We start from the raw sequence: 16,040 nt of genomic DNA on the forward strand, positions 1-16,040 counted from the left end.
TCTTTTTGTAAGAGGTATCAAATTCTCATTTTGAGAATCGATTTGACGGTGAAATATTATGACGTTGATTTATTTAATTCGGCTAAGGCGATCTCACTGGTTTTACTTACGGAGACCACTAACGCTGCCAAAATGTAAATCGGCCAGTTAAAGCCTTGAGTTAAGAAGGTACCAGAGACAATAGTACCGATTAAGCCTGCAAATACCGCTTGTGCACTGGTATAAATTGCGGAGTCGATATTATCTTGCACCAATTTTACGGCCTGTAAGGTTCGGTTTGCTTTTCTGATTAAGACAATGACCAAGCTAATGAATACCGCTAAACCAAGAAAACCGGTTTCAGCCAATACACCAAACCATGTACTGTGTACTGCATGATTTAAACCATCCCAGTGAGGGCTGTAATAAAAGTAATTGGCGTAGAAGTTATCTAATCCAACACCGGTTAATGGATTACTGACCGCCATTTTGAACGCGGCTTCCCATGCGTATAAACGTCCCATGGCGGAGGCATCTATACCTGCTTCAGCCGCTCCACCTGATGACCGTTCTGAAATACCAGCAATAAAAAATAAGATACTGCCTGCGGCAATGGCAATAGAAAGCAACAGTATCTTCGATTTTATACGTTGTAATCCATAAATCCCGAATACAGCGATCATTCCTAATAATCCGCCTCGACTTTGCGTAGCCATTACAGCCCAAAAGAGAATAGGAATAGCGATAAACCCAATGAGTCGTTGATGCCAAGGTAATTGATGCGTCACTAATAAACCAACGGCAAATGAGGTTGGAAACATGAGCACTAAGGCAAGGTCATTCGGATCACCAAGCATTGAGCCTAATTCTCGGCCAATAGTGACTCGGGTTCCTTCTACAAGCCCAATACCGCCCAATTTATTTTGAATCGCAATTAATCCAACTAGAACCCCCGCAATGGTGATGGCTTTTAAGGTAAAAGCCAGTTGATTGGGGCTACGAACAAGTATCGCTATCGCAAAGGTCATGAGTATTATTTTCCAATAGATATTTTTGAAATACTCAATAGCGATAGGACGGTTTCCAGAAAAAATGATACCAATGATAACCAAAATAAGAAAACAGGTTAGTAATGTAAATTCTTTACACCAAAACAGTTTTATTTGCTTTGTAATGCCCACCTGCCAAATTAAGGCAGCTAAAGAGCTGAGAGAGAGTAATAATGGGATTTTTAGATTATAAATCTGAGGAAAAACTTCATGAATGCGGAAAAAAGAGAAAATAACAAAAAACAGTACCATTAAAAATGGACGATTAAGAACATAAAGCACAGCAAGTGGCAGTATGCCTAATACGATAATTAAAGCAGGATGAGGAAACAAACGCCACAATATACCTGCTAAAATTGAGCAGGTAATTGCTGTAAACCATTGCAATGGTTTTGATTGAAGTGGCGTGTTGTTATTTATCATAAAACCTCTTTATCTTCTTTGCTGTCAGGCAAGATAATTAATTTTAGTATAGAAGCGATAAATACGCAGATTACGGTACATGCAATGCCGAGTAACAGATGCATCATGCTTGATAATCCAGACAAACTAAGTAGTACAGAACCTCCCGTAAATATAAATAATAGGGTCATTTTTTTCAGTGAATAAGGTAATAAATGACTGCGTTGAGAAAGAAAATAGGTAGCGACCATTCTGATACTCTGTGCGACGATTAATGAACCTAGAACGCCTGTCATGCCATAATTAGGGGTGAACATAATGATTAAGAACATCCCCAAAGCAGTCGATAAGCTATTAATCCATAATAATTTTTTTGTTTCTTTCTTTGCTAGTGCGCCAATGTTGATGAGTTCATTCATTTCTTTAATTGCCGCAACGATGATCAAGGCAATCACGATGGATTTTGCTTGGAGGTAGCTGACTGGCATTAATGCTTCGATAAGTAACGGTGCTAAATAGCTGACGATGATGGTTAAAGTGCATAACAATACCAAACTGGTTTGTGTCATTTTTGCTGTAATGTCTTCTCCTTTAGCTTGTAAATAATCAAAGCGTTTTGGCATCCACCACATGCAGAAAGGCTGCATTAACAAGGTCAATGCGAGTGAGAATTTTAGAGCCACCGCATAAAGAGCAACGTCATTTAATGAGGTGTTATCAACTAGTACCCAGCGTTCAAATCCGTTTAAACCAAAGGCTATGAGTCCACTGGCGGTTAGGGGTAAAGCGTAATGTAAACACTGTGATATCCTTTCTGGATTATAGATGTGAGAGGTATTGTTAACCTTCTTATTTTCTTTTACTTGAAGATAAATTAACGCGATAATTTGAAGACTCGCAGCGATAAAACCAACCAATAAAATGGCGGTAACGCCATAACCTTGTTGTAGCACGGCGACGGTTAATACCACTTGTAAAAAAGCGCGCCCTGTTGTGATGATAAAAAATAAACCCGCTTTGTCTCGCATTCTTAGGGAGGCAAGAACGACGGCAACTACCCCTTCAAACGCCAATACCATCAATAATAATTCAAGCTCAATAGTTGTGGCGTATTCTGGCTTAATTTCACTGATAAAAGGGCTGATTAACCAAATGATGGGCAAAGAAATACAAGCAACAATCATGGTTAAGGTGAAGATCTCGGCGGTTATTTTTCGTTTTTGATGTGGGTCTTGTTCTGCGCCTGCAAATCGATATAACGCTTCGTGAAGTGATAAGCCTAATATGACACTTAATATCATCGCGAACGTTGACAATAGCTCTAAACGGCCTAATTCTGATTGTGGAATATGATTAGCGACATAAGGGAGCATGAATAAGGAAACCCCTTTCATTAAAATAATACTGCTGCCATACAGTGTCATGTTTTTTAGTGCGGGTGATAAAGGAAATAAGTTCATTGTTCCACCTCATTTAACTTGATAATTGGGTGTGATTTTTTTTCCATTGCTTGTGTAATCGCCAAATAGCAGTGTTCTGCACGATAACCTTGAGTAAGGTGAGCCCCTGATGCCCCTAATTTCTTTAAGAGATTCGGTTGAGTGCTGGCTTGAGCAATTCGATGTTGAAGGGCTGGAATATCATTGGCTTGATATTTTAGGCAGTTCTCGTTATGCGTTAACACAAGATCCCAAAATGCGCCATCGGAAGGAATAATGACGCACATACCCGCCATTAGAGCTTCTAGAATAGAAAGACCAAAAGGTTCTTGATGACTTGTGGATACAAAAATATTACTTCTTTTTCGTAGATCATTGAGGTTTGATGGTTGGTGATACCAGATGATACCGTCTATATCTTGTGGTGCTGATATGGTAGGTAATACATTGTTTTCTGGTGTTAAATAGCATATTTTTGTTGGTGTTCGTTGTTCTTTTGGGGTACTTATTATCGCTTCAAGTAATAAATCGAGTCCTTTCCATTTTAAGGTTGAAGCAGCCCAAAATACGCATGGTGAGTGATACTGGCATTGTGAAGGTAGATTTTTTTTACCAATCCCATTTACGAAAGAATCAAAGTGATGAGTGGTAAGTAAGTCTTCTTGCTTTTGTTGCTGAATTTGCTCTGATTCTTTTCGCCATACTTGTTTGATAGCCGCAACTAATGAAGGTAAAGCGCTTTTTAAATAGAAGACATGCTCGGCATGGCAAAGGCACAATCCAATGGATCGTGACAACCCAACAGGTCCATGAATAAGTTGAGTAATTTGGTAACCAAATAGCCATTTCATTAAGTAGATTGGCATATCAATCCCCGGCCCTGAAGCACCTACAGCAATGTGTATTTTTCCATAAAAAATTCGAGTGTAAATTAGCCAAAAACAAAAATAGAATTGTCTTAGCCAATACCCTTTTCCCTGTTCTGATAAAGGAAGCCAGTTTGGGTGGGACATTTTCACTATTTCGACATTTCTTAATAGCCAAGAGCACGGGTTTGCGGTAAGAATGGTGATGTGATTGCTTTTTCTATCGAGTAAGTCCAACATTTCGCGAGTGGCGACTTTTGAGCCTCCCGCATAAGCAATCGGGTCGAGAACCAAAATATGATTGGATTTATTCATGATGAGTCTCCTTACTTAGGGTTTCATTTACACCGAAGCTAGAGACAATATGATGATGAAAAAACAGCGTGGACATATAACGAAGACGACTGAAAATAGGCGTAATTGCGGCCCATAATGGTCGAGAATAAGTCTCTTCATTTGAGGTGTTTAGTTGTTGTTCGTAGTGTTTTTCAAATTGTTTTGCGTATTCAGGCAAAGTGAAGTTTCGATATACAATTTCTTTTCCTTTGACTCCCATCTCTTTTGTTAAACGTGGGTTTTGAATAAAAACCATGATCGCTTTTGCAAATGATTCACTGTCGTTTGGTTGAGTGAGAAACCCGGTTTCATAATGGGAAATCACTTCTGGAATGCCTCCAACCATTGGAGCAATGACCGGTAACTTGGCTAAAGAGGCTTCAATAAGAGCAAGGCCAAATGCTTCGTCTCTTGCGCCACTAATATAAGCATTCATGCCACTTTTTAGAAGACCAACAACGTTGTCTCGTTCGCCTAAAAAATGAATGTTATTATGGAGTTGAAGGTGGTTTGCTTGTTGCTCTAATTGTGCTCGTTCTTCTCCTTCGCCGATAACAATCAAATGAATGTTAAGCATGACAGCATCCAATTTATGCAAGCTATCAATAATTAGATCAACGCCTTTTCTATGAATTAATGATCCTGATGTTGCCAAAACAAAGGCGCTACTGTCTATTCCCAGTTGTTGACGTAATGGGGTCGTGCGTTGAGCATTTAATTTTGTAGTATCAATACTATTAGGGATAACGGTTAGGTTTTTTCGGTTGTATCCATCATGAAGCAATTCTTCACCTATCGCGTTACTTACCGTAATAAGGCTAGGGCTAAAATGAATGCCTAAGGTTAAGCGGTCACGAAGTGGGTATTGGGTGTGTAAGTGAGTAATTAAAGGCGTATGAGTGTGGCGTGCCACTGGGTTCATCCACTGACATGGTGCGGCACTGTTACAGTGAATTAAGTCAACCTGATGAGTATCCACAATCTCTTTACCTTGTTGGTATAGCTGATACCAATTAGATAATGAGAATTTAGGTGCTTTCCACCCTAATAATAAAGTGAAGGGGGTGACATAAACGGCGCTGACTTGCTTGTTTACTTCATCGGCAAGGCGCTGTTGGTTACACCAAAGGATGCACTCAAATTTTTGATGATTAATGCTTTTGATGAGATTAATCAAGCAGATTTCACTGCCTCTGATCCAATCATCGCCATAATGCACAAACAATAATGTTGTTTTTGATTTGGTTGACATCTCATCACCTTCCTTTTTATCGAAAATTCTTGATATAAGGAATAGAGCAAAGGGAGTGCCAACTCGAATGTGTTTTTATCTCATTGATTTTTATTGTTATATTTTATTTTATTTGTGTTTTTCTCAAATTGAGAATCGCGATATTCAATTTGAGAAGCATTACGTATTGGCGTAAATCGCAAATAGCTGAGGGATAATGGCTTGCGTAGAAAAGTCGGTTTGAATGGTTTGCTGTGCGGATGCTTGAATGGTCGCCTTATCTGAATCATCTAAGTCAAACCAATATTGGAGTTGTGCGGATAGGTCATCGGGTTCCACGATCCATCCATTGTTATCTTGAGTAATCAATTTAATCATGTTGCCTACGGGGGTAGAAATGATAGGAATACCTCGCCCCATGGCTTCTAATGCCGCCATGGGTAATCCTTCATAGCGTGAACAAATAACGAGTAATCCAATGTCTTTCCAAATGTGCTCCATTGTGGATTGGTGTCCATGAAGTATGAGATTGATAGGGGCTTGTTGAACGATGCCGTTTTCCATTGGTCCTGAACCGTAAATGTGAAAATCGTGTTTAGGGTGTTGTTGTGCTAATTGAAGGAATCGGTCGGGGGCTTTTTCATGGCTTAATCGTCCGACAAAGGCAATTTCTTTTCCGTTAGAAAGGGATAATTGATCCGTAGATATAAAGTTATTTAATACGGTTATTGGGGTGTGTACGCGTTGTTTTATCTGTTCACTTACCGCAAAATTATGATGACTTAATACCGCACTCCATCGATCAATTCGGTCATACCAACGTAGTTTTCCTGAGCCAATTTCTCCTGCGTGGAAAGTATTAATAAAACGTACGTTATGAGGGGATAGCAGCAAAGATAGACGTAATAACCGTGAATAGATGGCGGCTTTATATCCATGAGAGTGTATGACGGTGGGAGGATGTTGTTGAGTGTAATGCAATAACGACATGAATTTCCCATCAAGAAAATGATAAGAGATATTGGCGTTAGTCAGCGCCGTTAGTAAGGGATGTTCCGTTTTATAGCGGGATAAAAAAACGACAGTAACGACGCAGTTAACGGTGGCTAACCCTTGTGCAAGTTGCAACACATGGGATTCAATGCCACCAAAATCACGGCTATCAAGCAAAAGCCATACCTCAAAAGGTGAGGTATGGGGGGGAATGAATGTAGTATTACTTCTCTGTCTCTTCATCGGCTTCCCATGCTTGTTTTTTTCGATATAGGGTCGATGGGCTTAGTTCGAGAAGAACGGCGGCATTAAGGACGTTACCGTCACAATGATCAATGGCATTTTGAATCACTTCACGTTCAATGTCGGCCATTGGACGAATGGCGCTGTGATCCCACGTTACTGAATTGGTTTGCATTGATGAATTATCTGGTTCCGACGTTTCGGTATGAAGAGGGTCTACTGACATCGGTGCTATTGGAGCCACGTTATTGATTTCTTTTGTTACGATATGACTTTGAATAGTCGCTGGTTTTACTTTTGGTTGAGTGGCTTGATTCAATGGTGGTGGTAATTGGTCAAGAACAACATGGGTACTGTTATGTAAGACCACAACATTACGGATAATATTTTGTAATTGACGGACATTGCCTGGCCATGCGTAATTACATAAGCGCAGTTCAACGTCTCGCTTCATTGCGATGAATTTCTTTTTGTCTTCTTTGGCGTATTTTTTTAAGAAGAAAACCGCGATATCAATAATGTCCGTTCCGCGATCACGAAGTGGGGGCATTTCGATAGGAACCACATGAACACGATAATATAAATCTTCTCTGAATCGACCTTCGTTGACTTCGGTTAGAGGATCTCGGTTGGTCGCACAAATAATACGTAAATCTGTGCTCAGTTCTTTACTGCCACCTAATGGCGTGAATCGACCCGTTTGTAGAAAACGCAGCAATTTTTTCTGCATTTCTAATTCCATTTCACACAACTCATCTAAAAATAGCGTGCCGCCATTGGCCATCATGGCCGCGCCTTTTCGATCGGTTGTTGCACCAGTAAACGCGCCTTTTACGTGACCAAATATTTCACTTTCCATTAAGTCTCGAGGGATTGCACCACAGTTAATGGCAACAAAAGGTTTGTTATTACGTTTACTTTGATAATGAATGGCTTCGGCACACACTTCTTTACCTGTCCCACTTTCACCATAAATGAATACACTGGCGGTGGTAGGGGCAACGGCATCAATAATTTTGTATACCGCTTGCATTGGTAAGCTTGAGCCAATAAACCCTTGGTATTTTTTACGATTAAAGGTGTTTTGTAGGTCTTCAACTAGCCCTTCTAACTTATTGCGCTTTAGGTGGTTACTGATTGATGTTTTTAGGCGATTGGCTTGAATGGGCTTTTCAATGAAATCATCGGCCCCACTTTGAAGTAAATTGACGGCAATATTGATGGTTCCGTGAGCGGTAGCAACAATGACGGCGGTTGGGAGTTTTTTTTCTTTCATCCAAGCCAATACGTCCTGACCAGACATATCAGGCAGTTTTAAATCAAGAATCACCAAGTGTGGTGGGTTCTTTTCCATGAAAGCCTTGGCTTGCTCTCCAGTGGTTACGTGGAAGAACTCGTACGGCTCATCTTTTACATATTGTTTGTAAAGGATGGCAAGAGAGGTGGAGTCTTCGACTAATAATACTTTTTGTAGCATAAGCAACATCCTGTTTTACCTAGCAATTTTTATTTTTATGATTTTATTTTAATTAGTGAAGCCTTGTGCATTTCGTTCTTCTAATGCAATGAATGATTGCATTGCAATATCTGATAATTGGGTGGCTTTCTTAATGGCTTCATCAAACTGTTGTTGTATACAATGTAGTTCAATTTCACGTGAAATCGTAGATAAGGCAACGTTTCCGAGAGTTAGCGCACTACTTCCTAATGTATGAGCTTCAAATTCGAGAGCGTAAAGGTCTTTTGTTGTGATTGTTTTTACGATGGTATTGACGCGTTCTTTTGACTCAATAATATAAAATTGAATTAATTCAGGCATGACACTTGCGTCCGTATCACGGATAATTTGCTGAATGATGCTCTCATCTAAAAGTTGTGGCAAATTGTTGTTTATATCATGTTGAGTTTTATCCACAGTACTTCCTTTTATTGTGTTTTCTTGAGCATAAGATACCGACAAATAAGTCGCAAGGCATTCTAGCAAAGCCGTTCGATTAAATGGCTTTGAAAGGTAATCAGTCATGCCTGCGTCTATGAATCGTTCTTTGTCTCCTGAAAGTGCGTGAGCAGTTAAAGCTATAATAGGCATTTTTTCGTGATGTTTCGAGAGGGTTCTTATTTTTTTTGTTGCCGTCATACCGTCCATTTCGGGCATAGAAATATCCATGAAGATCAAGTCATAGTCGGTATCTGTCACCATTGAGATTGCTTCTTTCCCATTATTGGCTATATCTATTGTATAACCAGCATAGCTTAAGGTATTTTTTATAACGATTTGGTTGGCAAGATTATCTTCAACGACCAATAATCGTGCAGAGGAATAAATACATGGGGAGATGGTTGAGTTTTTATCTTTGGGTGATTTTAGTGATTCAATGTCTTCTTCTGATGCGCTATCAAGCATAATGTTAAACATAAATTCGCTGCCTTTTCCATACTGACTTTTTACTGAAATAGCACCATCCATCATGTTAATTAATCGTTTGGTGATGGCTAACCCTAATCCTGAACCTTCATGGGAGCGAGAAAAACTATTATCTGCCATTGTGAATTCTTCAAAGAGTAAATCTAATTGCTCTGCTTTTATACCAATGCCAGAGTCCTTAACGATACAGGTTAAGGCGAATCTATCCTCTACCGGTTGGATATCTAAAGAGAGTAAAATAAACCCATTATCTGTGAATTTTAAACTGTTACCAATCAGGTTTAGTAAAATTTGTCTAAATCGATTAACGTCACCGCATATGTATTCAGGAACGTTATCCGAAAGAGATAACGTTAATTGTAGTTCTTTTTTATCTGCTTGAGCTTGGAAACTATGTAAAGCGTGGTGTAAACATGCATGCATATTGAAGGTTTTATTATCGAGATCAAAGGTATTTGCCTCCATGCGAGAGCAATCCAAAATATCGTTGATGATTGATAATAATAGTTCACTTGAATCTGTCGCGGTTTCAACCAAATCACGTTGTTTTGGCTTCAATTGGCTGTCTTTTAATATGGCTAGTAACCCAAGAACTGCATTCATTGGCGTTCGTATCTCATGACTCATTGATGCTAAGAATCGCCCTTTGCTTTCATTCGCGGATTCAGCTTCAATGCGGGCTTCTTTTAGGTCATGATAGTTTTTCTGAAGGTTGTATGACATTGAGTTGAATGCTTTTGCTACGTCATTTAAATCACCTGTTGAGGTGAGTTCTAATTGCTCTCCTGGGCCTTGTTTTGCAACATTATCCACGGCTTTTTTTAGTTTGTTTAGGTTTTTAGTTAGCATATTACCCAGTAAATAGGAAAGTCCGATGACAATGAAAAGCTCAATAAAGGCAATGGCAAATATCCATGATTTAGCTCGAGCGAAAAAGGAATTTATGCCATGGGTACCAAACCCTATTTCAACTCGTCCAATGGGTTTGGTGTCACTGCTAATGATGGATTCTATGTCGTAGCTACCATCTGAGGCATTATTTAAAATTGGGCTGTTGGGGTTTGGTATTTCATGTAATTTTGGACCGCCTTGAATAATAAGAGTACCATCTTGGCGATAAATTTTAACGTAACATATTTCCCCAAGAGCAATGAGATCGTGCATTAAGCTAGTGGTTTCGGTGTCATTACCGTTATTTAGCGACTCTTTTATGGCATTTGAAAACATAGTTAATGTTGCATTTGAGCGGGTCACCAATTGTTGCTCATTAGAGTCAGATAAGAATTTTACTGAGCTAAGGACAAGAACAAGTAGCATGACGCTCTGAATAATCGAAATACCAATAATGGTTTTTAGTCGAAATGTCATGATGAACTCCTTGCTCGTTTATGGTGTGAATGTGTGTGTTATTGTTTTTCTATTATCAGTAATAAAGCATCGTCATTTGGTGGTGTTCCGGCTAATGAATCAAAGGTCTGCATTATCTGTTCCATTGCTGATTCGATAGGTAAATCAAAGGTATTAATTAACTGTTGTTTCACTGCTTTTTCAAGGGTTTCTCGTTCTGATAAAGAATCTCCGGATTCAAACAATCCATCAGTAAAAAAAGCAATACGTTCTTTTTGTTGTAAGGTGATTTTAGTTTCTTGGTACGTTGTGTTTGGTAATAACCCCGGCAATGTACCTTCAACATTGATGATACTAAGGCCGCGATTTGTGATGTGTATTGGCGGTGGGTGTCCAGCGCTGCTGATTGCTAACGTGTTTGAATTAAGAAGACTCACACAACAACTTGTCAGCATCGTTTGTGACAAAATTTGGTCTTTGAATGCATTGTTTGAGAGGGTAGATAAAAGTTGTGCTGGGTGCTTTAGATCTGAGTTTTGCATTAACCCTCGAATATAACCGGCATAAGCATAAGCAAAGAATTTCGCACTTTCATCGTGCCCCATGACATCCGCCAATAAGATCTGAGTGATGTCGTCATCATCCATTGAGAGCACGAAATCACCGCCACCATGTCCGGTATTCCGTTGCTGGATAGCGAGTTTCCAATGCGGAGAATGAATCTCTATTTGTGGTAATAATGTGTGCGTGATTTTTTGGTTAACTTGTTTGGATAGCGATTGATAAACTTGATTGAAACGAGCTAAAACACGTTGAATAGTATAAAGAAGTTGATCTTTTTTAATGGGTTTTTCTAGGTAATCATCGATGCCCAAATCAACGGCACTATTCACCGTTGTGGTGTCTTGTAAGTGGGATAAGAAGATAAACGGAATCGAAATGTCTTTGTCTTGCTCTAAATGCTGACGTAATTCTAATCCACCCATTTTTGGCATTTGAATATCGGAAACAATGAGATCGACGGTATTATTTTTTAAAAAATCTAAGGCCTCTTTGCCATTGTTTGTCAGAGTAATATCAAACTGTTGATTTAAGTAAGCACTGTATAATTTACACTGAATGACGTCGTCTTCTACGATTAAAATATGAGGGCGTTTTTGATGGTTTTCACGGATCCATGTCATGGAAAAAAGGTTATGAGTATCAAAAGAATGGTAAGCGGTGGTATTGGTTTGGCTTTGAATGATATCAATCCCACGCCCACCGCATTTTAATGAAAAATCGCCTATATCGGTATTGCTAGGTTGTGCCGTTGGATCCCACGCTTCACCATCATCGATGATATCAAGTTGCCAATGATGTTTGGTTTTTCTTAATGCGATAGTGATGCTTTTACTTGGATTCTTTGGGTGGAGAACAAGGTTGGTGCTCCACTCTGAGAAGCATAATAAGCAAGGATTCTTAACCGTTTTTTGCACATCAAGGCGATCGAGAATTTTCGAGAGTGACAGGCGTAATACTCTTATGGCTTCAAGAGAAGTCGGTTGGATATTTTCAAAGAGTAAAATAGAATCTGTCATCGTTACACCACTGTTGATAAGAATCGGTTATTTTTAATCATAGAAATGAGTTTAGTAGATAAACAATGAGGTAAAAAACGTAAGCGTTCGATTTCACGACATAATTCATTTTTAAAGCTGGGTTGATATTTGTCGTTGAAAATATGGCCGATAATATTGGCTTTGTTACTCTCTAATGTCTCTATAGCGGCTTTAAATTCGGTTTGTAATGTTTGCCCAGAAAGGATAACCATGAGGGTTCCATCACACGATCCTGCGATCGTTTGAGCAGGAATACTGTCAGCATTGAGTTGAGATAATGCGGACGAATCAATGATGACTTTATCAAACTCGGTAAGCCATTGGGCTATGTGTTTTTTAAGATTCTTCGGTTGACGCATTTCCATTATATTTGCTTTATCTGTTGGCGTTGGAAGCCCTGAAAGCACGACATTATCTTGCTGGGTAAGCGCAAGATAATGAGAAGCATGAGGGCTTTCATCCTTCTGTTCTGGTAAAAAAGACAAGGCTGTTAAGCTCGGGTTTTGCAAATTAAGATCAACCAACAATGTACGATAACCCGCCAGTAAGTGTCGCTCTGTTAACGCTTGGGCTAATGAAGTCACCCCTTCTCCAGGGTTGGTTGAGGTAATACACAGTGAGTGACATTCTTGTTGTTCTAATTGCAAAAAGACTTGTTCAATCTCCATGCTGCATGGGGGTATTTTCATTACAAGGCTCCTATTAGGGCAACCGTAGCGACGATTTGGAAAACATCTTTAATCCCAACGCGCACTTGTTCCATTAGGCTTTCGTCTTTATTCGGGATATAAATGGTGTCTCCGGCTCTTAGGACGGGAATACTTCTAAAATTGGCCGTTCGGCTAAATTCAACAAGGTCAAAGGTTCTTGCTTGGCCTTTATCTAATGCGTGATTCACGACACTGATTTTTTCAAGATAAGCGACATCGCTTGGGCCACCCGCTTCGGCCAGTAAATCTAATAAGGTCATTGAGTCATTAAAGCGGTAACGACCGGGTTTATTAATCGCTCCTAGTACTCGAATCGTACTTTCTTTACTTTCATCTATCCACGCTCTATTTTTCTCTGGAATGTAGATGGTGTCGCCCGTTTTTACGATAGGAAGCAGGGATTCATCACCGGTTTCAAAATACAATGCTAAGTTTAGTTTACTCACTTTTGCGTACGTTTTATCACGATGGGTGACACGAATGTTATGAATGTCGGCATCCATCGTTGGGCCATCTGCGGCGGATAGAATATCTAAAAAGTGCATCTCATTAGTGAAGCGATAACGACCGGCTGCATTTACTTGACCGAATACGTATATAGAGCTGTCTGAACTTTGACGAACCCATTGTGATTTGTTGTCTGATGGATCTTGTGGTAAATCATGAACTCGAATAGTCGCTCCCGCTCGAATGGTTGGTAATGAAGAATCAGGTTTTCCTTTTGAGATAAATGAATCTAAATTAAACGTATACACTTGGTTGTTACCATCACTGTCGGGCGTGACGATTTCAATTCGAGTGGTGTCGCCTCGTAAAGTAGGGCCACCCACGTGTGCCAATAAATCCAAAAATGACATTTCATCAGACCATTCGATACGTCCTGGGTGTTGTACTTCACCTAATACTCGTACTGCGCGACTTGGTGCTATTTTCAACCATGATTTTTCATTCATGTCTGTTTTTTCAGGAACAAAAATCGCATCTCCGGCTGAAATCGGCGGGGGTCTTTGGTAGTTGGTGCCTTCGGTATAACCTGATAAATCAAAATTGATCACAACGCCATTTGATTTGATAACACGAATTTGGCGAGACTCTGCAAATCGAGTTGGGCCACCGGCATTTGCTAGGATATCCATAAACGTTGCGCCTTTTTTCCCCTCAAACGCTCCCGGTTTTGCTACCTCACCCATGACATAGACCATGTTTGAGCCTGATTTAATTTCTTCTTCTTGTTTAGGAACAAAGATCGTTGAACCTACTTCAAGTGGTGGCAATAAGCTGTCATCTCCAGTATCTAAATAGCGTTTTAGATTGAACAGAGCAGGTTTGTTTTTTGAAATAACTCGAATTTGTTCTACACCTGCATAACGGGTGACGCCACCAGCACGCATTAATACATCGACAAGGTTTGTGCCTGCTTTGTAAGAGAAAGTCCCCGGTGCATTTACTTCGCCAAATACTTTGATCGCTTTTTTACCATCAGCAGCATCACCCGCTTGAGACAATTTAGATGGGTCAAATTCTTGTTCGATATTGCCCACCATTGGAGAGGCTGGGATAAACAGGGTATCTAATGATTGAAGAGAAGGAAGTAACGTTTGATCCCCTGAGTCCAAAAATGCTTTGTAATTAAAGGTTGTTACTTTGTTTGAACGACGAAGTTGTAAGCGGTTAAGTTGGGCACCTGAGCGTAGCCCCCCAGCGGCATACAAGGCCAATTGAACGGAATCACCATCTGATAATGTGTATTCACCCGGTTGTTTTACATAACCTTGAATATTAATGATTAACTGACGTTTACTGATGAATACTTGTAGGTTACGCAAGTCTTGCAATATGGTTTTTAAACGTAGAGTTACACTTGATACCATTTGAGCTTCGGTTTTCCCTGCGACAAATAGAGGACCGATTTCAGGTAAAATAACGCGTCCTTGTTTATCTACTTGGAACGCTTTATTTAGCGATTCTTCACCAGGTAGCATGATGGTAATTACATCTCCGACGCGAACGGCATCATCGACAGTTTTTGAATGCACCATTGAGACAGTAGAGAACAAAATGGTGATAAGTAGAATATGAAGAATACGCATGATCTTGTCCTCTTTTATTGTCCAAGTTCTAAAGGTTGGTCGAGTTCTAATAACTCAATGGTGACTCGGCGGTTGGTTAGTCTTACGTGAGGCTCTGTTCCTTCAAAATAAGGATCATTGGATCCAACGGCATCGACATGTATGCGATTTAACGCAAGACCAAAAATACTTAAATAACGTTTTACTTGTTTCGCTCGTTCAATGGCGAGTTCTTGATTGCCATCTTCTTCGCCAATGGCGTCAGCGTGACCGGTGATCAGTAATTTGAAATCTTCGTGTTTTTTTAATAACTGTGAAGCTTCAGATAAATTAACCACGTATTTTGGGTTTAGTTCAGCCGAGTTAAAAGCAAATTGATTGTCTTTGTTTAAAAGATCATAAATTTTTTGTGCTAACTCGATGTCTGAATTACCCGAATTTGAATCAGAAGGTGGCTGACAGGTTTCTTGTCTTTTTACGTAATCTAATTGGCGTTCGAGTCGAGCTAATAGATTTCGTTGAATGATAAGGTCATTGGCTGCATCCAGTTGTAATCCGCCTTCAAGCTCACGTGCAATACGCGCTTCGTTCTGTTTTGCTTGATGAACGGTTGCCGGAAAACACCATTCCGCTTTTTCTAAGATAAGAATATCGAGATGACGAGCAGCAAGCTCCCAATCAAAACGTAATCCATGTTCTGGGCCTAATGGTTGGTCTGGCATCACTGGAGAGAATGCGGCTTGAGGATAATTTTCTGCTTCGCCACCTTCACCCGGTTCAGCGAATGAGGTACATCCTGAAACAGCAAGAAATCCAAAGCTTAGAATGAGCAATTGTTGTCTGTTCATGATACGGCTCTCCATGTGATTGACTGTCCATTATTCAAACTAAATGGCAGTTAGTGTGTAGGGCTATTTACTGGAATTGCATTTTCAATGCGTAACAATTTAAGTAACTCTAAGGGTTGGCCATGCGCATTTTGAATTTGCATTGTGCGTTCTTTTTCGACCAATCGTTTGTATAAATACACAATGGCACCGATACCAGAAGAGTCTAAAAACGCCACTTGAGCGAGGTCGATATGTACTTGTCTGTGCTCTTGCTCAATGACTTCATCGATGGTTGGTTGAATATCTCGACAACCGACTGCATCCATATCCCCTTGAACTGATAGCACTAAGGTATTGGTGTTAGATTCAAATTGATGTAGTTCCATAATAAGCTCCTAAGAATAAATCTATGTTGTGTTGATAGGTTGAATAGAGCAGTAAGCGTGCCAATAAATATAATTTATATATTTCAACTATTTATATTTAATTATCAATTTGACAATCGGTTTATTAACGTCTG

Annotated in this window: 12 protein-coding genes; all 12 read right to left on the minus strand. The window is 39.7% G+C overall.

Going from position 1 to position 16,040, the window contains the following annotated elements:
* Window positions 1–56 precede the first annotated feature (56 nt).
* On the minus strand, window positions 57–1,451 hold the full coding sequence (locus VSAL_RS17670) for an O-antigen ligase family protein (RefSeq protein ID WP_012551661.1): 1,395 nt from the start codon (window positions 1,449–1,451) through the stop codon (window positions 57–59).
* A complete protein-coding gene (locus tag VSAL_RS17675) occupies window positions 1,448–2,890 on the minus strand; it encodes a lipopolysaccharide biosynthesis protein (protein WP_012551662.1) in 1,443 nt (480 codons plus the stop codon). Before VSAL_RS17675 ends, VSAL_RS17670 begins: the two co-directional genes overlap by 4 nt.
* Window positions 2,887–4,050, minus strand: coding sequence for a glycosyltransferase family 4 protein (locus VSAL_RS17680; protein ID WP_012551663.1), 1,164 nt, complete (start codon window positions 4,048–4,050; stop codon window positions 2,887–2,889). Before VSAL_RS17680 ends, VSAL_RS17675 begins: the two co-directional genes overlap by 4 nt.
* Window positions 4,043–5,323, minus strand: a complete 1,281-nt coding sequence (locus VSAL_RS17685) for a glycosyltransferase family 4 protein (RefSeq protein WP_012551664.1) — start codon at window positions 5,321–5,323, stop codon at window positions 4,043–4,045. The genes VSAL_RS17680 and VSAL_RS17685 overlap by 8 nt, the downstream gene beginning before the upstream one ends.
* Window positions 5,324–5,482: 159 nt before the next feature.
* Complete coding sequence (locus VSAL_RS17690; RefSeq protein WP_012551665.1) at window positions 5,483–6,472, minus strand: glycosyltransferase family 4 protein; 990 nt, start codon at window positions 6,470–6,472, stop codon at window positions 5,483–5,485.
* A gap of 46 nt (window positions 6,473–6,518) precedes the next feature.
* Entirely contained in the window at window positions 6,519–8,015 is a 1,497-nt protein-coding gene (locus VSAL_RS17695) for a sigma-54-dependent transcriptional regulator (protein WP_044583634.1), read from the minus strand.
* A 48-nt stretch (window positions 8,016–8,063) separates the two neighbouring features.
* Window positions 8,064–10,331, minus strand: coding sequence for a HAMP domain-containing hybrid sensor histidine kinase/response regulator (locus VSAL_RS17700; protein WP_012551667.1), 2,268 nt, complete (start codon window positions 10,329–10,331; stop codon window positions 8,064–8,066).
* A 38-nt stretch (window positions 10,332–10,369) separates the two neighbouring features.
* A complete protein-coding gene (locus tag VSAL_RS17705; RefSeq protein ID WP_012551668.1) occupies window positions 10,370–11,890 on the minus strand; it encodes a SpoIIE family protein phosphatase in 1,521 nt (506 codons plus the stop codon).
* A gap of 2 nt (window positions 11,891–11,892) precedes the next feature.
* Window positions 11,893–12,600 (minus strand): CpsD/CapB family tyrosine-protein kinase, encoded by a 708-nt coding sequence (locus VSAL_RS17710; protein WP_012551669.1) that lies wholly within the window; start codon window positions 12,598–12,600, stop codon window positions 11,893–11,895.
* Window positions 12,600–14,711 carry an SLBB domain-containing protein gene (locus VSAL_RS17715; protein ID WP_012551670.1) on the minus strand — a complete coding sequence of 704 codons (2,112 nt, stop codon included), beginning with the start codon at window positions 14,709–14,711 and terminating at the stop codon, window positions 12,600–12,602. The genes VSAL_RS17710 and VSAL_RS17715 overlap by 1 nt, the downstream gene beginning before the upstream one ends.
* Window positions 14,712–14,725: 14 nt before the next feature.
* The gene (locus VSAL_RS17720) at window positions 14,726–15,553 is read right to left on the minus strand and encodes an OmpA family protein (RefSeq protein ID WP_012551671.1); all 828 of its coding nucleotides are present in this window, start codon (window positions 15,551–15,553) and stop codon (window positions 14,726–14,728) included.
* Window positions 15,554–15,588: 35 nt separating this feature from the next.
* Window positions 15,589–15,906, minus strand: a complete 318-nt coding sequence (locus tag VSAL_RS17725) for an STAS domain-containing protein (protein ID WP_012551672.1) — start codon at window positions 15,904–15,906, stop codon at window positions 15,589–15,591.
* Window positions 15,907–16,040: the final 134 nt, after the last annotated feature.

The sequence above is a fragment of the Aliivibrio salmonicida LFI1238 genome (assembly GCF_000196495.1).
Taxonomy (GTDB): domain Bacteria; phylum Pseudomonadota; class Gammaproteobacteria; order Enterobacterales; family Vibrionaceae; genus Aliivibrio; species Aliivibrio salmonicida.